The sequence below is a fragment of the Desulfovibrio desulfuricans DSM 642 genome (assembly GCF_000420465.1).
Taxonomy (GTDB): Bacteria; Desulfobacterota; Desulfovibrionia; order Desulfovibrionales; family Desulfovibrionaceae; genus Desulfovibrio; species Desulfovibrio desulfuricans.
In genome coordinates, this window is sequence record NZ_ATUZ01000013.1 from 427,377 (window position 1) to 451,767 (window position 24,391).

Sequence of the window (24,391 nt, forward strand, 5' to 3'; positions counted from 1 at the left end):
GTATCACAAATAAGTATTTATTCTGATTCAAGGCAAAAGTAAACACAGTGCGGCGCGCCTGCCGTGAATCCACCGTGCGGCGGCGGTTTAAGGCCGCAAAAAAAGCGGAGAGCCGCCAGACTCTCCGCTTGATGACCACTGGCCTTCGCCGTCCGTTGCGGCGAACGGCGAGGCCTGTGGCTCCCTGCGGCAGAACCGCAGGGGCCGGAGGCAAGGGGACCATCTTCCCCCCCGGGATGAGACCCCCTGCCCCCAACTATTTCTTAACGACCTAGTGAGCCCAGAGCAGTTCTGCGTATTTGGGCAGAACCCACAGGTTGTCATCAACCAGGCGCTCAAGAGCGTCGGCATGGGTGCGGCATTCGGTCATGGCGGGCAAGATGCCGTCACGAGCGGCCTTGGCCTGTTCCAGCGCGCCTTCGGTGCACTGGGCTTTTTCCACGGCCTTTTCCAGCACCGCCACACCCTTCTGGAGTGCAACAATGTGGCCGCGCAGTTCGTTAAAGTATTCCTCTTCGCTTGCAGCGCCCTTGTCGCCAAGCACGGCACGGGTTTTAACCACCGCATCGGCGGCCCTGGTCTGGGCTTCCATGCTGGGCGGCAGCACGGAAGAGCGGATCATGTCGGCCAACAGATTGCCTTCAATGCACACGGTCTTGCTGTAGTTTTCCAGCAGGATGTCCTGACGGGAAAGAATTTCACGCTCGGTCAGGATGCCGTGACGCAGGAAGACGTTCATGACGTCGGGATCGCTGTAGTGCTCAAGAGCGGTAACGGTATTGTTGTAGTTGGGCAGGCCGCGGCGGGCGGCTTCTTCAGCCCAGGATTCAGCGTAACCATTGCCGTTAAAGACGATGGGCATGTGTTCCTTGAACAGGCGGGGCAGCAGAGACTGCAGGGCCGTGTTCAGATCGGTGCCGCCAGCAACCGAAGCTTCAAGCTCGGTGGCAATGTCGTCCAGGGCGCTGGCAACAGCCGCATTCAGGGCGATATTGACCGGAGCCACGGACTGCGAGGAGCCCACGGCGCGGAATTCAAACTTGTTGCCGGTGAAGGCAAAGGGGCTTGTGCGGTTACGGTCGGAAAGGTCCACGGGCAGCGGAGGCAGGGTGGAAACGCCCACTTCCATAACCGCGCTCTTCTTGTTCTTGGAACCCTTGCCGTTGATGATGGTGTCAAGCACGTCGGTAAGCTGTTCGCCAAGGTAGACGGACAGAATGGCCGGCGGGGCTTCGTTGGCGCCAAGACGGTGGTCGTTGCCAGCGCCCACGGTGCCGAGGCGCAGGGCCGCGCTGTGCATGTGCACGCCGCGCAGCACGGCGGCCAGGAAGACCAGGAACTGGGCGTTGTCCACCGGCGTGGAGCCGGGGTTGAGCAGGTTAGAGCCATCAGAATCGCTGATGGACCAGTTGTTGTGCTTGCCGCTGCCGTTCACGCCCGCAAAGGGCTTTTCGTGCACCAGGCACACAAAACCGTGTTTGCCAGCCATGTGACGCATCATGTTCATGCAGAGCATGTTGTGGTCGCAGGCGATGTTGGCTTCTTCGTACACCGGGGCGATTTCAAACTGACCAGGGGCCACTTCGTTGTGGCGTGTCTTGGCCGGAATGCCCAGCGAACGCAGCTCGTTTTCCAGATCCTGCATGAAGCTCATCACGCGGGGAGGAATGGAGCCGAAGTAGTGGTCTTCCATTTCCTGACCCTTGGGCGAAGTCGCACCAATCAGGGTGCGGCCAGCAAGCAGAAGGTCAGGGCGCAGGGCGGCCAGGTTTTTGTCCACCAGGAAGTATTCCTGCTCGGGGCCAACATTGGCGCGCACATAGCTGGCCGTGGTGTTGCCGAAGAGCTTGAGAATACGCATGGCCTGACGCGACAGGGCCGATATGGAGCGAATGAGCGGGATCTTGCGGTCAAGAGCTTCGCCCGAGTATGAGTAAAAGTACGTCGGAATGTGCAGGGTGGCCCCGTAAGGAGCGGGGATGATGAACACCGGCACGGAGGGATCCCACGCGGTATAGCCGCGGGCTTCAAACGTGGAGCGGATGCCGCCGGAAGGGAATGAGGAGGCGTCCGGCTCACCGCTGATCAGCATCTTGCCAGAGAATTCGCTGATGACCTGGCCATCAATAGTGGGCGACAGAAAGGCGTCATGCTTTTCGGCAGTGAGGCCGGTCATGGGATGGAACCAGTGCGTGTAGTGCGTGGCGCCGTTTTCGATGGCCCAGTCCTTCATGGCGTTGGCGACAACATCAGCGATTTCGGGATTCAGGCGTTCGCCATCGCGGATGGTCTTGGCCAGCTTCTTGAACACATCCTTGGGAAGGCGCTTGCGCATGGTGGCTAGACCAAACACGTAGCGGCCAAAGATGTCTTCCGCGCTGCGGCCTATTTCATCAGCGCTGGTGGGGATGACCGGTGCAGTGTTCACTGCTTTGAACAAAGCCTTTTTGCGGGGGGAACTCATACCCTCGTCTCCTTTCTCAAGTTGTTGCTAGTATCAGGCAAAGCCCGATTACAGGGCCTCATCGCCGCGCTCACCAGTGCGGATGCGGATGGCATCCATCACATCACTGATGAAAATTTTTCCATCGCCAACCTGTCCTGTGCGGGAGATGGACACCACAGCATTCAGAACAGTTTCCAGCATGTCGTCGTGCAGCACGACCTCGACCTTGATCTTGGGCAGGCAGTCCACCTGCATGGTGGTGCCGCGATACACTTCAGTGTGCCCACGCTGGCGACCAAAGCCCTTGATTTCAACATAGTTCAAGCCGTGGATGCCCATGTCGGTAAGCGCGTCCTTAACCTTGTCAAACATGCTGGGCCGGATGATGATTTCAAGCTTTTTCATAGGTCGTTCCTTTGCTGTTTCCCGTTGGACTACAGGGAGTAGCCGCGTTCGTTGTGCTCGCTCAAATCGAGACCGGTGAATTCCTCTTCGGGCGTAACCCGCAGGCCGACAACCGCGTCAACCACATAGAGGATTATCCGGGAAACTATGTAGCAATAACCCCAGGTAGCCACAATGGACACGATCTGGATCCAGGCCTGCTCAGGATTACCGTAGAACAGACCGTCAGCGTTGTTGATGGCCGCGCAGGCGAACAGGCCGGTGGCAAGCGCACCCCAGGTGCCGCCAACGCCGTGAATGCCAACCACGTCAAGGGCGTCGTCATAACCGAACTTGTTCTTCAGGAGCACGCCGCCGTAGCAGATGATGCCGCCAACAAAACCGATCAGCATGGCGGGCAGCACTTCCACAAAGCCCGCGCCGGGGGTGATGGCCACGAGGCCCGCCAGTGCGCCGGAGATAGCGCCAAGGCTTGTGGGCTTGCCGGTACGAATCCATTCAACGAGCATCCAGCCAAGAATACCGCAGGCAGAAGCCATGTGGGTGGTTACAAGGGCCTGACCAGCAAGAGGACCGGAAACCAGGGCGCTGCCAGCATTGAAGCCGAACCAGCCGAACCACAGCAGGCCGCCGCCAAGCAGGGTAAGGGGCAGGTTGTTGGGCGTTGCATGCGAGCTGCCAGTGGAAAGCCGCGGTCCAAGGGCCTGGGCACAGGCAAGAGCCGCCGCGCCGGAAGACATGTGCACAACTGCGCCGCCAGCAAAATCCAGAGCGCCCATCTTGCTCATCCAGCCGCCGCCCCAGACCCAGTGGGCCATGGGCGAGTAGACGAAGAGCAACCACAAGCCGGAGAAAACAAGCATGGCGGAGAAGCGGATGCGCTCAGCGTAGGCACCGGAAATAAGGGCCACGGTAAGAGCAGCAAACATGCACTGATACCCCATGAAAACCGTGTGGGGCAGCTGGGTGGCGGCAGGAGCCGATTCGCCGCCCACGCCTTTGAGGAAGAGGTAGGAAAGATCGCCGATTATGCCGCCCACATCTTCGCCAAAGGCCAGTGTGTAACCCACTACGGCCCATAATACAGAGATGAGAGCCAGCGCGCCGTAGCTGTGCATGTGGGTAGAAAGGATATTGCGGGAGCGAACCAGGCCACCGTAGAAGAGGGCCAGCGCCGGGGTCATCAGCATGACCATGGAGGCGCAGATCAGAATAAATGCAGTATCCGAGGCGTTCATACGGACATCCTTCAGCGTAGTTCGGACCGGCGAGGGAGGCAGGGTGCCGCACAGCGCGGCAGGCTGGTTTCCGTCGTTCCGTTCCGCGTTTAATAGAACCTCATCCTCGTGGGCTGGCGCCATGCCCACACTGCGGCACGATGCCACAGCAATACCCTGCTTAGGCATGAAGTGTGCCAAATGTGTTTCACTGTGGGGGGAAAGCATGTAACAAGCTTATTTTATGTATATTTTTATTTTTAAGAGCAGACAGGAAGAATTGCAGGAGGTTGGCGTCTGTGGAATATTTCTACGTTGATGTAGAAAAAAAGAGGCCCCCCGGAGCGCTGTTTCTTGGCGCATGGGGGGGATTTTGAATAGTTATGTTATTTAAGTATGTTATATGAAAAAATAAAAGAATTGCAAAAATGTAGAAATTATTGGTACATCTTTGTAATGAGCGAAGAATTATTAAATAACATACTAGAATTTATTATAAAAAATTCGTATTTGGAGCAAATCCTGGCCTTTTTTCAAAATACCGTTTTGTAGAAACTGTATATCTACTCGGTTTCGTCCTTACGGTACACGGGGCGAAAAGCCTTGTAGGTTATGCCGTACTTTTTCATGCGCAGAGCCATGATCCTTTCCGTCAATCCAAGGCTTGCGGCGGCCTTGCCCATCTGGCCCTGACTGAACTCAAGCGCTTCGGTGATTGATGCGCGTTCCAGTTCGTCCAGCTGTTCCTGCAAACTGCCGGAAAGCCCCTGCCGGATCAGCCCGGGCGTGAGGCCGGAACTGGCGGTGGCGCGGCTGCCGTGCAGGGCAGGGGGCAAGTGCTGGGGCAACACAAGGCCTTCGCGCCCCAGCAGCAGCACGGCGCGCTCCATGACGTTTTCAAGTTCGCGGATGTTGCCCGGCCAGGTATAGCGTTGCAACATATCCATAACAGAAAGGGAGAGGCGCACATTATTGCGCCCGTTGGCCAGCGCGTATTTTTTGATAAAGTGGTTTGCCAGCGGCAGAATGTCCTCTGGCCGGAAACTCAGGGGCGGCAGAAAAATGGGGAAGACATTGAGGCGGTAGAACAGATCGCGCCGGAATGTTTCTTCCTCAACCATTTTTTCCAGATCGCGGTTGGTGGCGGTGATAAAGCGCACATCCACATAATGCGTTTCCATGCCGCCGAGGCGCTCAAAGGCCCTTTCCTGCAAGACGCGCAGCAGCTTTGCCTGGGTCATGAGCGAAAGCTCGCCCACTTCGTCCAAAAACAGCGTGCCGCCGTTGGCGAGTTCAAAGCGTCCCTTGCGAGTAGCGTTTGCGCCGGTAAAGGCCCCGCGTTCATGGCCGAACAGCTCGCTTTCAATGAGGTTTTCTGGCAATGCGGCGCAGTTGAGCGAAATAAAGGGCTTGTTGGCGCGAGTGCTGCCCGAATGGATGGAGCGCGCTGCCAGTTCTTTGCCTGTGCCGGATTCGCCCTGTAGAAAAACTGTGGTGCTGGACGGGGCCACCTGGGCAATCTGCGCGTAGACCTTTTGCATCACTTCAGAATTGCCCACAAAGCCGCGAGGCCTCAGGGGCGAGGAAGCTTCTTCATCCATGCGGCCCTGCGATTCAAGGGCAGCGTGACCAAGCAGGGTTGATATAATGGTAAGCAGGCGCATTTCGTCTTCAAGCGTGGCATCGTCCACCAGCAGATGGTCAACCGACAGCGCGCCCACAACCTGATCGTTGAGGCAGATAGGCACGCAGATGAACGAAATGCCCTCCTTGCCCAGATCGCGCGAGCGGGTGCGGTTCAGGAACAATGGCTCTTCAGACACATTCGATATGTACATGGAGCGCCCGGTTTCAATAACGCGCCCGGTGATGCCCTCGCCGCGCACGTAGCGGCCCCGGCGGGCCTCGGCGGGCTTGAGGCCGTAGGCAGCCTCGATGCGGATTTCGCCGCTGTTGGGCGAAATAAGCGTGATCGCGCCGCGCATCATGTGCAGATGCTCTGCCATGAGCTGGAGCGCCTTGTTCAGGGCAACCCCTACATCCGTGGCTGAGTTGACCACATTGGAAAGATCCAACAAAAGGCGCAGCTGCTCTTCGCGGTGGCTGTCTGCGTTGGCGGGAGAGCGCGACACGGTGCCGGAACGGGGAGATGTATTGCTGGATTTTTGCATGCCGTGCTTATACCCCAGGCCGGGGCAAACATGCAATCCGTCAGCGGGTTACTAGCCGCAAGAAAGGGCTGCCGGGTGGAGGGCGCTTGCGTTGGCGGGCTGGGGGCTGGCCAGCTTATAGGTTGCAGTGGGGGAGTGGGAGAACGGACTTTGTGGGGGAAGGGGATAGCGGTGTAACTGATTTAGCGGAGCAACAGGTTTGGGGATACAATTAGCTTAATCAGACCATTGCGAAGCCCCTGACCGCTGAATTTTATGCCAATTTTAAAAAGTCGCTTGACACCTGCCCCCTATTGCCGTAGATACACCCTTCACAGCGCGTCCCCATCGTCTAGCCGGCCCAGGACAACGGCCTTTCACGCCGTCGACAGGGGTTCAAATCCCCTTGGGGACGCCAATTGAATTCAAAGGGTTAACGTAGTTGCCCTATTACTGTATGGCATTGGTTACAATGCCTTGGTTACAAAATGCCTCACGAGCTTGACCCTCGTGGGGCATTACTTTTTCCAGCAGGTTCTCTGCCGCAGAGCCGATCAGGCTCTGGCCCAATGCCGCCAAGATTCCATCCTGACTTCCATACAGGCCCGCAGACCGCACATAGCGGTCGGTGGTGGTTGCCCGGCTGTGCCCAAGGAATATCTGTGCGCCGTTGAGGCCCATAGTCTTGAATGTCACCGCTGCCGAGCAATGCCTGATGGCATGGAAGCCGAAAGGCTTAACACCAGCTCGTTTGGAGAGCGTGCCCATAAGCTTGCTGCGCTGCTGAAAGGGCTCGCCCAGCATGCCGTCGCAGTGTATCTGCATAAAGACGTTATCCGCCTTGCAGGGCCTCGCCTCGCGCCACCACTCAAGAGCCTTGCGCAGCTCCGGGTGGATAACACGGGAAACTCACAGATAGCGGACGCAAGCCGCAGGGGAGTCCACTTTAGCCCCAATAGTACATACCTTGCGCTCACTGCTCCCGGTCTGTTCAGGACATATTCAGCACATTGTCGACGGGGGGTGGAGATCAGAAGTTTCCATTTGCCGCTTCCGCAAGAAAAATTTTTTTCAAAGTTTGAATCAGCTATTGCTCGCAGCTGGATGACTTTTACCTGTTATTTCAGAAAATGGGATAATCGACACCGATGTCTTCGTCTTTGCGTCATCGATAATACGTTTGCCGGTTACGGCAATTTTACGGTAGGCTATGGAAATAATTTCGCATTGTCCCACAAGAACTTCAACTTCGGGAAGATTGAAAATGAGTTGCTTTGGAGTGAATGCTTTGCGACCCATCTGCTGCCCTCCTTGGCTCCGCCTTATACTTATTTTATAGGTGGACAAGTTTTTTGAGGGGGGCAGGTCAGCCGCGCATATAGATTGAGAGAAACCCTATCTTGCCAGAAGAAACCGCAATGAAGGCGGTTTCTTTATGATTTTGTACAGATGGATGCTCTGTCAAAGAATTTTTAAAGACCGATTATCTGCATTAAACCACAGATTGTTTCTATCTTTTCAAAAAATTGCAAATTCTGTCAAATGTGCGCTGAAACTGCCTGTCAATATTGCTATACATTTTTGTGAGCACAGGAAATGGGTCTTCATGCCTGTATTTGTAAGTATACTGCATTATTTCCACATGGATACCATTTTTTTCTTTTTCGCCAAAAGTATTGCGAATTTCGTTGACCATAACGACATGGTCATCGGCAAGAGCGATCACGTAGCGCCGTGCCCCAATGTCCCGCAGGCGTTCCTCACGCTCACTGCTGCCTATGCCATAGTCCAGCATACAGCGAAAGGCCTTTTCAAACTCGGTGTTATCGGAGAGCAAAACTTCAAGTCTTTCTTTTGAGAGCAGGCACTCCCTGAGTTTGCCCACAGCTTCGCTGTCGAGAATAAATTTTGATTCCGGGTGCAGGCCGCTGACAACAGGCCCGCCACAAAATGAAACATGTCGCGATGCTGAAAAATACTCCAACCTGTTTGCCATCATGAGAAGATCACCGAGAAGGGTTCCAATGGAGTAGGTGAAAAAGTCAATTGTGGCAGCTTTATCGATAGCAGGGTGAAGATCAGTCTTTATTGTCTCCACAAGCTTGATGAGATCATAGTAACTTTCAAGACCCGACTGGATAAAGCGCTCAGGCTGTTCGCAAAGCCGTGCGCTGATGGCCGCATTGACAAAGCTGGAACTGGTGAGCGTTGGCAGGGTACGCTTCCGCTCGCGGCTCAGGTGCGCCATGCGTTGCGGATCTGCCCACCGGGCCGGGGCACGGTTCATATGAAATGCGAGGGGAAAAAGAACAACGGCGTGACCAGTCGCTTCAACCACTGATGCCGCCCACGGCAGATATTTGGTCCAGTATCGTTCATTCAGGCCATGAAGCATGATGACAACGTTGCGGGCTTTTTCCATATGGGCTGGCATCATCACGTGGTATCTGAAATTATTATTCTCCTGAATTTCTTCATCAACTTCTGATCCCGTGGCGCTGGCAGGTGTCTGGGAATCTGCCGGGTCGACCCTCTGCCGTGCAGGTGAGTGAAAGCTGAAATTTCTGACGACAAAGTTATCTCCAACAGGTACTTCGTCCTCTGAAAAGCTGATTCCGCCAGAAAAAAGTGTGACAAGTTTTGAATAAAGCATAGGCGTAACCATTCAACTCCGTACGATATAAATGTAATTTAAATGATATCATAAATATATATTGACTACTGCCAGCCAGGTTTAAATAATATAGTTACATAATATTGGAATGTCATTACATATATGCGCCCATTCAACACCTGCTGACACAATCAGGTAAAATATGCCAGTATTGTTTATTGTTGAACAACAACAGATACTTCATGCTCCCGTTGGTCATCAACCAAAGGAACAAGCAAGTCATTTTGAGCAGTTCCATCAAAAGTGATGGAAAAGTTCTTGCCTCCGGCATATTCCTGAGTGATTTTTATGTGATAGACCGCACTAAGATGGCGATAATGGACAGTGCAGCAGTCCCAGTCAGCAGGCAGGCAGGGCACAATTCGCAAGGCGCCATTTTCGATGTTGATTCCCAAAAGAGATTCCAGCATCAAACGATACATCCAGGCGGCTGACCCCGTATACCATGTCCAGCCGCCGCGCCCAACGAGGCCGGGAGCCGCATAAACATCGGCGGCAGCCACATAGGGTTCCACTTCGTAGCGCGCCACATCCTCCGCAGTTTTGCAGTGATTTACCGGATTGATGATGTTGAAGATTCCCCATGCCCGCCGGGAATCACCCAACTGGGCAAAGGCCATAGCCGCCCACACGGCTGCGTGGGTGTATTGGCCGCCGTTTTCGCGTACACCAGGCGTGTATCCTCTGATATAGCCTGGGTTGGGGGGCTGCACGTCAAAAGGTGGTGTAAACAGCGTTACCAGTTTGTCATCGCGTCGCACAAGGTAGTCATCCAGCGCCAGCATAGCCAGTTTGACATGCTCCGCACTCCCTGCTTTTGAGAGTACCGACCAGCTTTGTGCTATGGAGTCGATACGGCACTCACTGTTTTCTGCCGAGCCCAGGGGGGTGCCGTCATCAAAATATGCGCGCCGATACCATCCGCCATCCCAGCCATGGGTTTCGATTTTGTCTTTCAACACCGCCAGCTGACTTGAGCATTCCTGATAAAAAGGCAAATCACCGCGCGCTGCCGCAAGGGGACCAAACCTGGCAAGCACATCGAAAAGGAAAAAGGCCAGCCAAACGCTTTCACCTTGTCCACCAGCGCCAACCTTGTCCATTCCATCATTCCAGTCGCCAGAACCCATAAGCGGCAGCCCGTGTGCGCCAAATTTTAACCCATAGCGGATTGCCAGCACACAATGCTCATATATTGTTGCCGTGTTGCCAGAAGCGGATGGCTGGTCGTAATAAGCATCTTCATCGTCCTTGAGGGGCCGCCCTGAGATCAAGGCAACCGGCTCGTCCAGTATGCCGGTATCCTGGGTGGAGCTGACATAACGGCAAACAGCCTGTGGCAACCAGAGGTAGTCGTCCGAGCAGTGCGTGCGCACCCCTCGCCCTGACGGCGGATGCCACCAGTGCATGACATCTCCCTCTGTAAACTGCCGCGATGCGCATAAAAGTATCTGTTCGCGCAGCAAATGGGGTGCGGTGTGCACAAGGGCCATTGCGTCCTGCAACTGGTCGCGGAATCCGAATGCACCGCCAGACTGGTATATGGCTCCGCGCCCCCACATCCTGCAGGCTATGGCCTGGTACAGCAGCCAGCCGTTGGCCATCACGTTGAAAGACGTATCTGGTGTTTCCACATAGGCAGAACCAAGCAGGCGATCCCACTGCCGCCAGACCCTGCTCAGGGATTCCTGCGTTGCCTCCGCTCCTTTAAACCGCATGGCAAGTTCTCTGCATTCATCCTTGGATTTCCCGACTCCAAGCCTGAATGTAATAACCCTCTCCTCGCCAGCGGCGAGAGCGAACGGAACCTGAATAACGGCACACGGGTCCAGGCCAACACCGTTTCGGCCAGAAAGGCGGCTGCGCCCCATGGCGGCCGGATTGTCCAGAGATCCATTGCGACCCAAAAATTCAGCGCGGTCGCAGCTTACAGATTTAATGCTATCGTCTGTGCCAAAAAAAGCTGTTCGACCAGGAAACTCAGAATTGTAGGAATTGCAGGCAAATACTGTCCCGCTCATCTGGTCAACTTCTGTGGCTATGTGCATGCGTGTTTTTTCCGGCAAGTCACCCAGAACCCAGGCTACATAGCCCGTTGCCGACAGTCTGCGTGGTATTGACGATTCATTTTTTACCGTCAGCCGCATACATTTTATCGGGGCGTCAACGTCAACATGCACAAGGAGCTCTGATTTTATACCGCGTTCCGTATGTTCAAACACGCTGTAGCCGAATCCGTGCCGGGTTGTGTAAGGCGTTTTTCCCCGGCATGGGCGAGGGGCTGGGGACCAGAAGTAGCCGGTGTCATTATCGCGAAGATAGAAGGCCTCACCCCTTGAATCACTCACGGGATCGTTTGACCATGGCGTAAGGCGGTGCTCGTGGGCATTTTCGCTCCAGGTAAAGGCGAGCCCTGTTTCTGAAACTACGGTTCCAAACTGTGGATTTGCGAGCACATTGGCCCAGGGGGCGGGCGTTGCCTGGCCCTGAGCCGTAATTATAACATATTCTCGCCCATCAGGAGTAAAGCCACCCAATCCGTTAAAGAGAATAAGGTCATTGCGGGGGGCAGGCAGGGCGCTTTCGGTACGGGATACTCTTGGCCCTTCCGACAGAGCAAGGTAGGGAATTGTGTTGACAGGCGCTATACGGCCTTTTACCCATTGCGCTAAAGAGTCTTTGTCGTCGGTAATAATGACCCGGGCAACTGCCTGCATCAGGATTCGGTCTTCTTCAGCTATGCGATCAGCGGAAAGGACAAAAATCCCTCCCGGTTTCCCAAGAAGACTGCCTTTTCCCTCTGCAATGAGTCCCATGATCTGGTCATGCAGAAGCTGCCTGTATCCGGCCTTGTCTTCATTCCAGATTACCAGGTCAACCAATAAGCCTTTAAGATTCCAGTAGGTATGGGCCCGCAAAAGCTGGCGGACAAGCTCGATATTATCGGTGCTTCCTATCCGCAACAACAGTATGGGAAGATCGCCGGACAGCGTGTACCCCCAAAGTCCGGACTGCCCCCTGCTGTTTTGCACAAGCACAGAGCTTTCAGCACGCAGCTGCGCATTGGCGTATAAGATGGAGTCTGACAGGCCTGTATAAAGTTGCGCCTCCACCTCGGTAGCATGGATCTGGCGCAGCAAGATTTGACCATGAACCCAAGCCATGCGGGAAACACGGTCGGCAATTCCCTTATCCCGGTATTTTTCAATGAGAGTCATGGCCGTTGCCCGCGATTCCCCCACGCCAGAAACAACATCGATTATTGCAGACTGCCCGGCCTCAAGCGTGATGCGAGTGCGCATGGCAACAACCGGGTCAAGCACTGCCCCTGCACTGTCAGAAAGGTCAACAACTTTCCGGTCCATTGCCCTTGGGTTTTTTATGGTGCGCTCACGGCCAATAAATTGCCGTCTGTTGGTTTCGTAAGAAATGGCGTCAACAGGTACGCCGTGCACGGTCATCATGTGAAGCATGCAGGGGTTATTTTCTTCTTCAGAGCGGGCGCGGCGTGTGCATAGAATTGCAAACTGATCTTCAACTATTTCGGTCTGTACAAAAAGATTGCTGAATGCAGGATGCAAGGCATCAGCGGCAGAAGAAGCAAGAACTACCTCGGCAAAACTGGTTACGTCTATGGTTCTCTGTTCCAGAGAGTTGTTCGTGATCTTTGTTCGCCTCAGTTCAACATCGTGTTCTGGCGAAACCGCAATATCCGTATGCATATCATACTTAAGGTTACGGCAATGAAATTCGGCCCGCCCTTCTGAAAAAATCACCTTGAAATGCTCAGTTTTGACCTGAGTAGGTTGAAAGGTAGTAGACCAGTATTCTCCAGTGGCAAGATCGCGGATATAACAAAAGGTACCCCAGTCGTCAGACGTCGTATCTTCCTTCCATCTGGTGACAGAAAGGTTGTTCCAGCGACTGTACCCGCCGCCGGCATTGGTTACCATGACATGATATCTGCCGTTTGAAAGCAGCTGAACCTCTGGCCTTGCAGTGTGTGGCGAACCGATAATGCGCGTTGCACCTTTTACAGACCTGTGGATTGCGGGCACACCCGACCGTGTTGCCGTGCGTACATAGCTTGGAATTGCTTCTGGAGCACGTTCCTGCAAAATCAGTATGGCGGATTGAAACTGAGGATCGCTTTCAAACCGCTTTTGCATGGGGTAATCAAGCAGCAATGCCTCCAGAGCAAGCAGGCTCATTCCCTGATGATGCGCCATGTAGGAACGCACGATCTCGAATGTTTCCCCCCTGGGCAATCGCGATTCGGTATAGTCGATTGCCTCGTACATGCCGTACTCACCTTCCACGCCTCCTTGTGAAAGACGTTCAAGGTTCAGGCAGGCATCACGTGGAGCTATCATGGCGGCCAAGGCTGAAGCGTATGGAGCTACAACCATATCTACGGTCAGATCGCGCTTGATGCCCAGCCCCGGCACACCAAAGGCCTTGTACATGTAGTCAGCGCGCGCATCGGTCATGCAGTAGCCGCTTTCAGATATCCCCCACGGCAAACCGCATTTTTTCCCATACTCGATCTGAGCGGCAACAGCAGCTTTGCAGGACTGGTCAAGCAGGCTGTTTTCATAAAAGGGCATTACAAGAAGCGGCATCAGATACTCAAACATCGAGCCGCTCCAGGAAAGAAGCACCGGCTTTTGAGACGTGGTGGTTGCCAAAAGCCGCCCAAGAGAAAACCAGCTCTCCTGAGGCAGATGCCCCTGAGCGATGCCCACAAATACTGCCAGCCTGGCCTCAGAGGCCAGAAGGTCATAATAGCTTGCATCCCTTCTGTTTTCATCCACATTGTAGCCGATGGATAGCAGCTTACGCTTGGAATCATAAAGAAAATCATACTCAAGGCATGACAGACCAGTGCACTGCTCCATCATCTCCGTTATCTGTTCAAGGCGCGCCCTGGCCTGGCGGCTGCCTGCCCCAACACGCACCGTAAGCTCAGCAAAAAGATGCTGCCTTGATGGGTCTTTCTCCTCTGCGGCGCACAATGCCAGGCGCGGCAAAACGGTTTCTTCAAGCGCGGCGATCTCAAACAGTGAAAGATGGGAGTCAAGCACATGAAAATCTTGCAGATCAACAGAGGGAATATTCTGAAGTGATGTCCAGGGCATAAAAAGCGCAAGCTCGTCCAGCGCATCCTGCAACTTGAGACAAAATGTTTCCTGCACGCTGCCATCGCAGTCATTTTTCACTGTGTCTGAAGCCAGATCATGCTGTGGCATGGCTTCTGTTGCAGATATTTGCAGATGTTCAAGATCTTTTTTGAATTGACTTGCAGACGGCGAAAGCGACTGTAGGGCCACTACCATCTCAAGGCCGAGAGAGCCTAGCGGCGAATTCGCAGCCTCACCGAAAGGTTTGGGGGCAGTTTCAACCAGGATGGCAAGCGTTTTTTGCAGATCTTTAAAAAGCAGCGGATGACTTACTCTTTTTTCCACAAAATCCTGCAATCCTGCGCGCAAAACCAAAAGGTGTCCAACCATGTTGCCGCTGTCCACAGACGATACATAGCGCGGCGGCAGAGGTGCCAGAGACTGGGTGTCGTACCAGTTGAAAAAATGGCCTTTGTATCTTTCAAGTCTTTCCATCACTGACAGGGACTTTGATGTGCGCTCCAGAAATGCCCCTGCGGTTATAAAACCGAAGTCATAGGCTGAAAGATTTGCCAGTAGCGCAATGCCCATATTTGTGGGTGAAGAACGGTGAGCTATCCTGCCAGTGGGAACTTCCTGATAGTTGTCTGGCGGAAGCCAGTTGCTTTCAGAACCGGCAAACGTTGCAAAAAACTTCCAGGTCTTGTGCGCAATTCTGAACAGAAAAACAGTTTGCTCTGGGGTGAGCTTTTCCTGATGCCGCTTAAGAGGGAGGCTCGTCCACCATGCCATGACCGGAGAAAAAAACCACAGCAGGCAAACAACCCCAGCCATGGCAGTGCTTGCTGCCATGGCGTTGCCCAAAGCAATACAGGCAATCATACCCAGCAAGGCGATTACTGGCCCGGCCCACATGGCAGCCACTGTTTCTCTCAGATGAGCGGGAGCAGCGTTGCCAGAACAGATCGATACATTCCACTGAAGAAGGTGTTTTTTTGAGGCCAGCATTCGCCAGAAACTGCGAAAAATGGCATCCAGATTTGAGGCGGCCTCAACAGGCAGATAGAGCAAAGCCTCTGCTGGTTGAGAAAAATGCCCTGGAATTTCAGAAAATTGAAGCGCCATGTGACGTCTGAAAGACGTGTCCTCCGGCTTGTGGAGCATGGCAACGACAGCTTCAAGCAAGGCTGGCAGAAACATAAAGCCAACCACCAGCGAGGTCCATTGCCACGAAAATGACAGCATGGCCCACCCGGAGATCAAAAGCAGTATCAATGCGGCTGGGGTCAAGCTGCGGCGCAGATTATCAAAAATTTTCCAGCGTGAGAGCAATGAAAGGGGATTCTTGTGTACCTGCCCATCGCCTTCGGTGACGCGGGGCAACAGCCAGTTTATGATCTGCCAGTCTCCGCGAATCCAGCGATGACGTCTTGCAGCATCGGTAAGATATGCCACGGGGTAATCTTCATAAAAAGAAACATCACTCAGTAGGCCAGAGCGGGCAAAGCAGCCCTCAAGAAGGTCGTGACTGAGCACCTTGTTATCAGGAAAGCGCCCGGACAGCATGGAGGCAAATGTATTCAGGTCGTAAATGCCCTTTCCGATGTATGAGCCTTCGCCAAATACATCCTGGTAGCTGTCAGAAACTGTGCGCGTGTATGGGTCAATGCCGCTTTTTTTACAGTTGAAACGGGCATAGCGCGAACGATTGGCCCCGGCCAGACTTGGCTCTACGCGTGGCTGTAAGATGCCATATCCGTTTATTACACGCTTTTTATCCTCATCAAATCGCGCGCGGTTCAGTGGGTGAGCCATGGCCCCCACAAGTTGGCGGGCAGAATCTCGGGGCAACTGTGTATCTGCATCAAGCGTTATAATGTAGCGAACACGCGAAAAAACTGACCTGTCACCTTCAACAACCGAAAAGACATCCGGGGCTCTGCCGCATAAATAATTGTTGAGTTCCTCTATTTTGCCGCGTTTGCGTTCATGCCCCATCCATATTCCTTCCTGCGCATTCCATAGGCGGGGGCGGTGAAAAAGAAAAAACGGGGTATAATTTTCTGTTGCATATTTGGCATTAAGCTCTGCTGCCTTTTGCCGGGCCATGCGGACGAGCAGTTTGTCGTTGGGGGCGGTTTCCGTTGCAGAATCAGAAAAATCCGTGAGCAATCCAAAATATAAGGATGTGTCCTGATTGGCCAGAAAACGCACCTCAAGGTCATCGAACAAACACTTTATGGAATCTTTACTGGTGAGCATTGCTGGCACAATAACCAGAGTCAGCAAACGTTCTGGCAAGCCGGTGGAAAAATCCATTTTCAGAAGAGGCTTGGGATTGATGGCAATGGAAGCAATTTTATTGGCAACAGCCAGGGCCAGGTGGCAGGCTACAATGATAATTGGTAAAAGGAATAGAGATGCCCATAAATTCTGTACGCCCTGCGCCATGGCGACAAAGACGAAAGATGCTGTAAAAAATAGCGTTAATAAAATGATTGTAGATATATACAGGGGAACGCGTAAATATTCAGCCGCGCGTGCAAGGGTCTGCACTGGGCCGAAATGGGCAGATATGGCAGTTTCAAGTCGAGGCTTGCCTTCTGCAGTCAAATAACAGCCAACATGCGCGGAGCGAGCGTTTTTGCCATGCAGGGTCATGCCTTCGCGGGCAAGATCAATGGCTTTCTGGGCAACCTCGTCCTCTGTCAGATGGCTGCACCTCGCCATTTTTTCTATAATAGTGCGGCAATAGTTGCGCGAATTGAAGTCCATGGCTGCATAAACTTCTGCCGGGTCCTTACGCAACGTACCTTCAACCACACTTACAGAATCGACAAAGCCTTTCCAATCAACAGATTCAATGGTTCGCAGGCTGTTGAAGCAATTGCTCATGGAAAGCTGGCTGGCAGCCTGCATCTGATTTTCCACATGCACAAGCTGGTCGATCGTTTGACCAGAGTCAGCAAGTTGTTGCTCAACCCACGTGAGCGGTAGCGCCAGGGATGGCCCCATGCCCTTGAGCTGGCGGCTGAATTCGGCGACAAACGAGCCCGTAAGTGATGGATTTGACCGCGCCATGTTCGCAATTACCATGATCAGATCTTTGGGAGAGGCCGTAGCTGTGTGCGTCAGCTTGCTGGCCCAATGCACCGCAAGTGCACGGTCAGTTCTGTATGCAGCAATGAAAGCGGTGATGTGTCTGATGTTTTCTATGAGAGCAAAGCGAAACATGATGGGAACAGCCCATAATTCACCCATAGTGAGCACAGAGACGGTTTGATAGGAGGACAGAACCGCCGCCACAGTTTCAGCATTCACCCGCCCGTCACTATGCCATATGGCTTCCTGGGCAATGTCATAGGCACGGGGCAGCCCCGCAGAAAATCCCGTGGTAAGGTGGGGCAGTTCCCGGCTGTAGCCCTTGGGCAAGTGCTGCCTTACTGCTCGAATCTGCTCTTCAAGGATATAAAAATTATCAAGAAGACATTCTCCTGCGGGCGCTATTTGTACGCCGCGTCGCACATCTTCATTCAGCAAGTTGTGCACGGACAAAAACATTTTTTCGTTGTCCACAAGCCGTGGAAGCAATATTTCCGGGTGTTTTTCTGTTGCAACACGGTGTCTTTCTGCCAGTAGTCTGCCGTGCTCTCCAAGGTGCTCAGTGCTGAATAGCTCTAGTTGATACTGCCCGACCTCACCGGCGTACTTCCATGGTATCTGTTTTACCTGAAAGAACGCCCGCAACGTGGATAGTATTCCGGAAGCTGCCTTATTAAATAGATTCATTGCAAATAATTCCAGTATGTTAAATATAGATTGCTGTAATGTATGCTTAGTTGCTCCAGGCAATATTACCCCGTAATCCCTTGCCGCCTGTCATGCCGCAGGCGACTCATCACCTAAGCTCTCCTATGTGCCCGATCTGAAGAAAAATAGTACAGTTGGAAAGACATAGGGGATAAATATTCAATAAAAATGCATGTTATTTAATTGTAAAAATAAATTTTACTGACTATTTTTATCTTTTATAAACAATTTATATAATACAGTACACAACTTAATTTTATAATTTTTTATTAAAAATTGACATATAAAATGAGAATACTATAAAATTTCACTAGTTGATCTACTTTTTTACAATCAAACATCACTGACAAGTCATGATCTTATTTGGATATATTTCTCAAAAAAAGAAAGAGAACAGGCGCAAAGGATCAACGCCAAAAGTATTGTTGAAGCTTGAGGGGGACGATCAGCAGCGGCGGCTGACAAGGTTCTCTCCGGTGAGCGAGCAGGGCGTGTGCTACGCAATTTCTGCTATAAGGACAGCTGACTATCGTGCTGACTAGTTTAGTGACTGGCGAGCCTCATGCTAGGGCTATCTGAGGTGTAGATGGGAGTATAATATTGGGTTGACCTGCATACCCGCCTAAAATCCTACCGGCAGGCAGTCGCTACAGAATGGCAGATGTAGGTTTGTGGCGAGCTTTTTGTCCCATTGGCTGGCATTTATCATGCCATTTAAAAAATTTGATACATTTAATAGCTCTATGTGCTATGATAATTTTTATATTTACAATAAAATACATTACTATTTTATATAGTAAAATTATAATTTATGAAATAAATAGTGACAATAGTAATTATGAGATTACAATATAAATAAAATATCAACACTGTAAAAATGTTTATATGGCAATATTTTCGTTTTTACATGCAAATTTACTCACCAATTCCGAAAACACTTGCCCCACACAATATTACAACCAGGGGTTCATTTTGGATAAAATACTACTAGACACGCCCTCCCCAGAAATTTGTGCCAGCAAAATCTTTGAAGCCAGCGGTGCAAAATTTGATGCGGATGTAGCGACGGATCTTTGGCAGAAAATCATGCAGCATAAGTGGGTTCTGTCTGAAAGACTGAATCGGGATGTCGGATTCAAGATTGCCTGCACCGATTTTCTTGAGAACATAGGGACGGATGAGGAACTCTCTACGCACAATCAGGAAAAGCTTTTGGTCCAGATGGGCGCGCGCACCATCAGCAGAGATATTTGGGATACTATCTCCGACACACAACCCCCCAAGCAACTGATTCACAAGAGGATTATACTCCCATTGGTCGAGGAGGGGCTTTCACAAAAATATGGCGTCATTCCGCCTAAAACTATCATTTTTTTTGGCCCTCCCGGTACGGGCAAGACCCATTTTGTCAAGGCAATGGCCGGGAGACTGGCGTGGTGGTTTATAGAAATCGCGCCAAGTATGCTTATGGTCGACGGTGTAGATAAAATTGGGGCACATCTGCGGGCAATAATGGAAAAAGCGCGAAGCTTGGATGAAGTTATTCTTTTCATTGATGAATTTGAGGAATTCGCAGGCAGCCGGGATAGCGCAAACCGAATCGATCGATCAATTACCAACGAATTTCTCAAACAGGTACCGCTTATAAAAAGCCAGCCAAACAAGGTTCTGCTCGTATGTGCTACAAATTACATCCGCCAGCTGGATGCTGCACTGCTACGGCCGGGGCGCTTTGATTGCATCATCCCGGTAGGAACTCTGGATGACGATGGAAGAAAAACAATTCTGGAATACTATTTGGCGAAGATGAACTGTGGCGTTGTTGATGTTGATCATATTGTAAATTTGACGCCAAAATTTACACCTGCCGATATTGAGTATCTATTCCAAATTGTTGCCCAGTATGCCTTTGAAGAAGAATGCGAAAGAGGGGCAAACACGCCTGTGACCACAGAGATGATTGCTGAAAAAATTGCTTCTTTCAGGCCGTCCTTGACGGAATCTATGATTGCTGAGTTTAGAGAAGATGTAGCTATTTATTCAAGGGTTTAATTAATGTGAGTCATGACAGAAGGCTTTTTATGAATTTTGCGTATTGAAGCTGAGTGGCATGACCGTCTGACCTTCCCGCAGAAATAGGCACACATCTGCCGCACCAAAGAAAAGCACCGGCCACTCCAAAGGCCGGGGCTTTTGCTGCATCGCCAAGGTAATGCAAGATAAAACGCAATTGATTTGGCCGATATGCTCTGATTTATATATGTATATTATTTGTAATGAACAATAATAGCTGCTTTAGTGTGACGGAAATGAGACATTAATTACGCATAATAATTATAATTATTATAAATTATAAAGACAGTAATTGTTTGCCATGGTAATGTGTAGATAGTCTAAATACAGATAGGAGAATTTATGAATTATCTATTCAAGTTGGCTGACGTGGCACTCAAGAGCGTCGGCAAAAAGACATTCACCCTTGAAGATGGGCACAGTATGACAATTTTTCCATCAGGTGATGGAAAAACCATGAAAATTGATATTGACGACGGGGAATCGTACAAGACTAGGGGAAGTAACAGCTTTGTCGCGCAGATAGTAAAGATTTTAAAAAATAGGGGGGTTGCATGGTGGGATGAAACGAAAGAAGGACAAGACAATGCTTACACCGTTCTTTCAATGTATGAACAATTTGAAGATGTGCACCAGGAAGAACTCCAGAATATGCCCGGCAAAAAATGCTTGATTAACTCCCTCTAATGAATCCTATTCGTCCATGTTTGTAAAAGAGTTCACAGCTTCACAATTGAGTCTATTTCATTAATTTTTACTTGGGTTACGCGGGTCAAAAACTCCCTCCTTCTTCGCTGGGTATCCCAGGCTAGAAAGAGGAATGGAGAAGTATCAATGAATATAAGCTTAAAACAACGTGTCGAGATGGAACGTCTTTTATCTAATTGGAAAAAGTATCTAGATAGTATTCCACCAGCCTCGGATGATTTGAAGTTGCACAAAGGGCTTGGAATGAACACCGCTATCGTGAAAAAAGATCATTTTAACAGTGTATTGAGGTCTTTTGTTCATGACATGAGGACGCGCCTTGATGCGTTGCCGTAATAAGTATCGGTAATGGAAAATATGGGCGGGGGAACCATGTCTTCTTCATTCTTCTACCGCTCCCGTGGACTAACTTTCAATGCTGATAGCTACTTGGGGTATGTACCCGAAGGATGGAAGGAGAACAATCGGATTGCCACCCCCGGCAGGATGCAATAATTGCTCGTGGTTGCCGAACAGGGCAAGGGAAAGGATGTGCTTTTTTATGCTGTGAACCTCTGGCCTCACCAAGCCAGATTCACGACTTTTCACGAAATAAAGTATTTTTATGTGGCACACAGGTGGCACAAATCAAAAATTAGGCAAGGAAAAAGGCACTCAGTTTTTAGCCTAAGTGCCTCATTTAGTCTGGTTGCGTGGTCAGGATTTGAACCTGCCCCCTCGGGCTATGAGCACATCCGCTTTTTAGCAGGGAGGGTTAAAAGAGGGTCAGTTCGGGGGGTATGCGGATGTCTTTTGAGACTTCTGGATGCACTCTGACATTGCTAATTTGTTGAATTCAAAATTTTAGAGTCTGTCCTTTCACGCCGTCGACAGAGGTTTAAATTCCCTTGGGGACGCCAATTGAAAAAGCAAGCTCTTAAGAGAAATCGTAGGAGCTTTTTTTACGGCTTTAGCCAGTTGAGCGCGCCTGTGCGCGAAACAGAAGGTCATGTTGGCTCTACACCAAAGACACGGGGGCAAGCCCCTTGCTGCGCAGTATTGTTAATGGGGGCAGTGTGACAGTGCAGAAAAAAGCACCACCATAATGTTCCAGGCTGCTTCCTGAAGTCGGAAAGCAATACCCAATGGGTGGCTGAAAACCAAGATGTCTTTCTATTTGGAGTATCCTCATCCTGCGGTAAACGCTGGCGAAGGGTTTCAAACCATGCGCGTCATCGGCTATTTTTTGTATTGATCTGCAGGTGGGCTTCAATGAGTCTTGCAACCTGCTCCGGCGCGGAAATCGGGCCGCCATGCCCGGCACCGTGGCACACGGCAAGATGTACTGCCGGCACCGTCTTATGTATTTCCACCGCTACATATGCGTAGGCCGGCAATGTTCTGTCGCCATATGCTAATGTTATAGATTTGTTGAATATATTAAGATTTGCAACATCGATTGCCAATCGTTCTGGATCACGTGACTGATCAAGCCAAGTATCCGAATTGGCAGTCATGACGGCGCGGGAACGCTCGTCAAAAACATTTATCCAGCTACCTTTGCCAAAGGCCGCATTTTCGACAAAATACATCGTTCCCAGCTCGATATCGCCGCTTTCAAGATACTCTTTGGCTTTTTGCATCGAAAGCTTTGTTGCCATTAGCGCTTCAGAGTAATCTTTTTTCCCTTTCAGTATTCCCAAAACGGGAGGTTCATAAACAAAGAGACTTGCGACAAGTTCCGGGTGTTCGTTTGCAAGCGCGATCGCCACGCTCGCCCCATAAGAATGACCGACTACATGAACTGGCCCAATACCCAATTTTTGGATTAGACGAGCTGCATCGGTTACATCGTCGGAAATATGCCCTTGGCGTGAAACGTTCGTACTCGCACTATGACCACGACGATCGTATAGGACAATCGGGTTGCCATCTTTCCGAGCGAGTTCCTCCGCCACCGGCAACCAGCTATGGTGATCATCCCACGACCCGTGAATGAATAAGATTGGTACTCCATGACCATGAATAACGCGTGCTGCGAGTTGAACCTCTCCCACATCGACACGTTTGAGAGGGGCAGTCCGCTCGAGTGGCGATGGTGCATGGCCTGCGCACCCTGAGAGTAACAACATCAAAACAAAAAGAATTTTCACTGACGCATGTCGCATGCTATGCCTCACATCCGTTTCATTCAGAATTGACTATCTGGAAGATTTTTTGCGCCGTAAACACTCCATACAACTACAGAGGTTGCATAGCAGCGCCGTTGCCTCGGCAACCTCTACAGAATCAAAATGTTGCAATTTACTTTCGATAAACGCAGCTTCCGCTTGGCGAAAACTGTCAAAAACCTCCCGCCCAGATGCGGTTAACGAGGCCAGCTTAGATCGAAGATGGCGCGGATTGTCAGAAAATGCGATCAGTCCCTGCGCCTCTAATCCGTTGCATACCGTCTGCACGAATTGGCGCGAAACGCTGAGTCCCCCTGCAATCTCTGGCACCGTAGCAGTGCAGTGCCGCAGCAGTAAGTCCATTACCTTCACCTGAGGCGTACCAAGTCCTGCCTTTTCATGAACCTCATCCATCGTGACAGTCAACGCTGACTGCAACGCGAACACTTGGCGGAACAGGGTGTGCAGGGCTTCGCCGTCGGCATACTTTCGCGATGTGCTCACAGCCAGCGCCTCACGTTGCGACAATAAGCGTTGTAGTCGGCACCGAAACGTTGGCGCAAGTATCGCTCTTCGCGCCGGATTACGTACCGGTCGAGATACAGATACATCGCCAATGCCGAGAGCATCATCGGCAGGCTGTTTGCCCCCGCGCCTACGCCGAGCAGGATAGCGACTAACCCGACATACATCGGGTTACGACTGAACCGATAGGAGGAGCCAGTCACCAGTTCGGTTGCTGGACGACAAGTTTTCACCGCTGTGCCGACGGAAATGAAGCGACTATGCCCCGACATCATGAAGAAAAAAACAGCTCCCGCCACGGCAATTCCCGCAACCAGCCGTAACAGCCAAGGGACCGTGGAAAAGGGAACAAAAAAAGGAGGAAGCAACCATTCCGCCACGCCACCACCAATCAGACAAATCATAAAAAAGCGTGGCGGCATTAACCACGAAATACCGGGGGAGTCTATAGCTGGCACCGACACGACACACCTCCATGCATATGCATCTGTGCTCAACTAATATAATGACAACTAACTTGTCAATTTTTATCTCGGGTTGGACAGCCAGGAGGACAAAGAATTCTTTGCATCTCCCAGAAGATGGTTCTGGTAGCATCCTGTTAAAATACAGTGGATGCAGCAATGGGTATGTATTTGACGGGAACGCATGACAGTAAGGATACTTGGGGGCACCTGCTTTACGCTGAGCATTCTTGAGACAACATTGACTGCGCATGCAAACGTTAGCCATTCCGAAAAGCAGCATGCATGATAGTTGTTGTTTGGAGTTGCCCCCGCTAAACCGGACGCTCCGAGTTTTGCAATGGATGGATAAAGTCACGAGGCGAGAGTATCCGCAGGGCCTTGTGTGGGGCATTTTCATTGTAGTCTTCAGACCAATCGGGAAGCGGCGCCATCACGGTTTCGGCATCTGGTCGATCATTGCAGAAGATATAATCCAGTTTGAATATTTTGCCGAGAGCTTCAGCCATACCGTTGCTTTGGGGGCTGCGAGCCATGGTAAATTTGCTGACGATTCCCAGCGCGGCGGCAAAAGTAATTGTTTCTTTTGCTGTATAGCAGGAACCGTTGTCGGAAAGCCATTCAACTGGCTGCAATGTATAGCTGTCTA

The 24,391-nt window shown here is 51.4% G+C and carries 13 protein-coding genes, 1 tRNA gene and 1 pseudogene; 3 read left to right on the forward strand and 12 right to left on the reverse strand.

All coding sequences use genetic code 11. From position 1 onward, the window contains the following. Positions 1–271 precede the first annotated feature (271 nt). The 4 genes from G449_RS0107485 to G449_RS0107500 all read right to left on the reverse strand — a co-directional run bounded on the left by G449_RS0107485 (position 272) and on the right by G449_RS0107500 (position 6,239). Entirely contained in the window at positions 272–2,464 is a 2,193-nt protein-coding gene (locus tag G449_RS0107485; RefSeq protein ID WP_022658688.1) for a glutamine synthetase III family protein, read from the reverse strand. Positions 2,465–2,512: 48 nt separating this feature from the next. Further along, complete coding sequence (locus G449_RS0107490) at positions 2,513–2,851, reverse strand: P-II family nitrogen regulator (protein WP_022658689.1); 339 nt, start codon at positions 2,849–2,851, stop codon at positions 2,513–2,515. A gap of 29 nt (positions 2,852–2,880) precedes the next feature. After that, complete coding sequence (locus tag G449_RS0107495) at positions 2,881–4,089, reverse strand: ammonium transporter (RefSeq protein WP_022658690.1); 1,209 nt, start codon at positions 4,087–4,089, stop codon at positions 2,881–2,883. A gap of 542 nt (positions 4,090–4,631) precedes the next feature. Next, the gene (locus G449_RS0107500; RefSeq protein ID WP_022658691.1) at positions 4,632–6,239 is read right to left on the reverse strand and encodes a sigma-54 interaction domain-containing protein; all 1,608 of its coding nucleotides are present in this window, start codon (positions 6,237–6,239) and stop codon (positions 4,632–4,634) included. A 320-nt stretch (positions 6,240–6,559) separates the two neighbouring features. Here G449_RS0107500 and G449_RS0107505 point away from each other — a divergent pair. Then, positions 6,560–6,636, forward strand: a tRNA-Glu gene (locus G449_RS0107505). 32 nt (positions 6,637–6,668) lie between these two features. Here G449_RS0107505 and G449_RS0107510 read toward each other — a convergent pair. The 4 genes from G449_RS0107510 to G449_RS16450 all read right to left on the reverse strand — a co-directional run bounded on the left by G449_RS0107510 (position 6,669) and on the right by G449_RS16450 (position 17,603). After that, positions 6,669–7,043 carry a site-specific integrase gene (locus G449_RS0107510; protein ID WP_022658692.1) on the reverse strand — a complete coding sequence of 125 codons (375 nt, stop codon included), beginning with the start codon at positions 7,041–7,043 and terminating at the stop codon, positions 6,669–6,671. Positions 7,044–7,301: 258 nt separating this feature from the next. After that, positions 7,302–7,517: a hypothetical protein gene (locus G449_RS0107515; protein ID WP_022658693.1), complete on the reverse strand. Its 216-nt coding sequence runs from the start codon at positions 7,515–7,517 to the stop codon at positions 7,302–7,304. A 211-nt stretch (positions 7,518–7,728) separates the two neighbouring features. Then, the gene (locus tag G449_RS16445) at positions 7,729–8,883 is read right to left on the reverse strand and encodes a DUF6051 family protein (protein ID WP_022658694.1); all 1,155 of its coding nucleotides are present in this window, start codon (positions 8,881–8,883) and stop codon (positions 7,729–7,731) included. Between the two features lie 164 nt (positions 8,884–9,047). Next, entirely contained in the window at positions 9,048–17,603 is an 8,556-nt protein-coding gene (locus tag G449_RS16450; protein WP_211215143.1) for a glycoside hydrolase family 94 protein, read from the reverse strand. Positions 17,604–18,794: 1,191 nt separating this feature from the next. On the opposite strand from G449_RS16450, the gene G449_RS0107530 reads away from it, so the two are divergent. Together G449_RS0107530 and G449_RS0107535 are read left to right on the forward strand one after the other, a co-directional pair. After that, on the forward strand, positions 18,795–19,874 hold the full coding sequence (locus tag G449_RS0107530) for an ATP-binding protein (protein WP_027180800.1): 1,080 nt from the start codon (positions 18,795–18,797) through the stop codon (positions 19,872–19,874). Between the two features lie 363 nt (positions 19,875–20,237). Continuing rightward, positions 20,238–20,582 carry a hypothetical protein gene (locus G449_RS0107535; RefSeq protein WP_022658697.1) on the forward strand — a complete coding sequence of 115 codons (345 nt, stop codon included), beginning with the start codon at positions 20,238–20,240 and terminating at the stop codon, positions 20,580–20,582. A gap of 1,232 nt (positions 20,583–21,814) precedes the next feature. Here the strand turns inward: G449_RS0107535 and G449_RS0107545 are convergent. The 4 genes and pseudogenes from G449_RS0107545 to G449_RS16460 all read right to left on the reverse strand — a co-directional run. Then, a complete protein-coding gene (locus G449_RS0107545; RefSeq protein ID WP_022658699.1) occupies positions 21,815–22,750 on the reverse strand; it encodes an alpha/beta fold hydrolase in 936 nt (311 codons plus the stop codon). A gap of 33 nt (positions 22,751–22,783) precedes the next feature. After that, the gene (locus G449_RS17775) at positions 22,784–23,257 is read right to left on the reverse strand and encodes a MarR family winged helix-turn-helix transcriptional regulator (RefSeq protein WP_022658700.1); all 474 of its coding nucleotides are present in this window, start codon (positions 23,255–23,257) and stop codon (positions 22,784–22,786) included. Further along, complete coding sequence (locus tag G449_RS0107555) at positions 23,254–23,742, reverse strand: methyltransferase family protein (protein WP_022658701.1); 489 nt, start codon at positions 23,740–23,742, stop codon at positions 23,254–23,256. The genes G449_RS17775 and G449_RS0107555 overlap by 4 nt, the downstream gene beginning before the upstream one ends. A gap of 314 nt (positions 23,743–24,056) precedes the next feature. Next, positions 24,057–24,368: pseudogene (locus G449_RS16460) on the reverse strand (integrase core domain-containing protein); the annotation flags it as partial. Positions 24,369–24,391 lie beyond the last annotated feature (23 nt).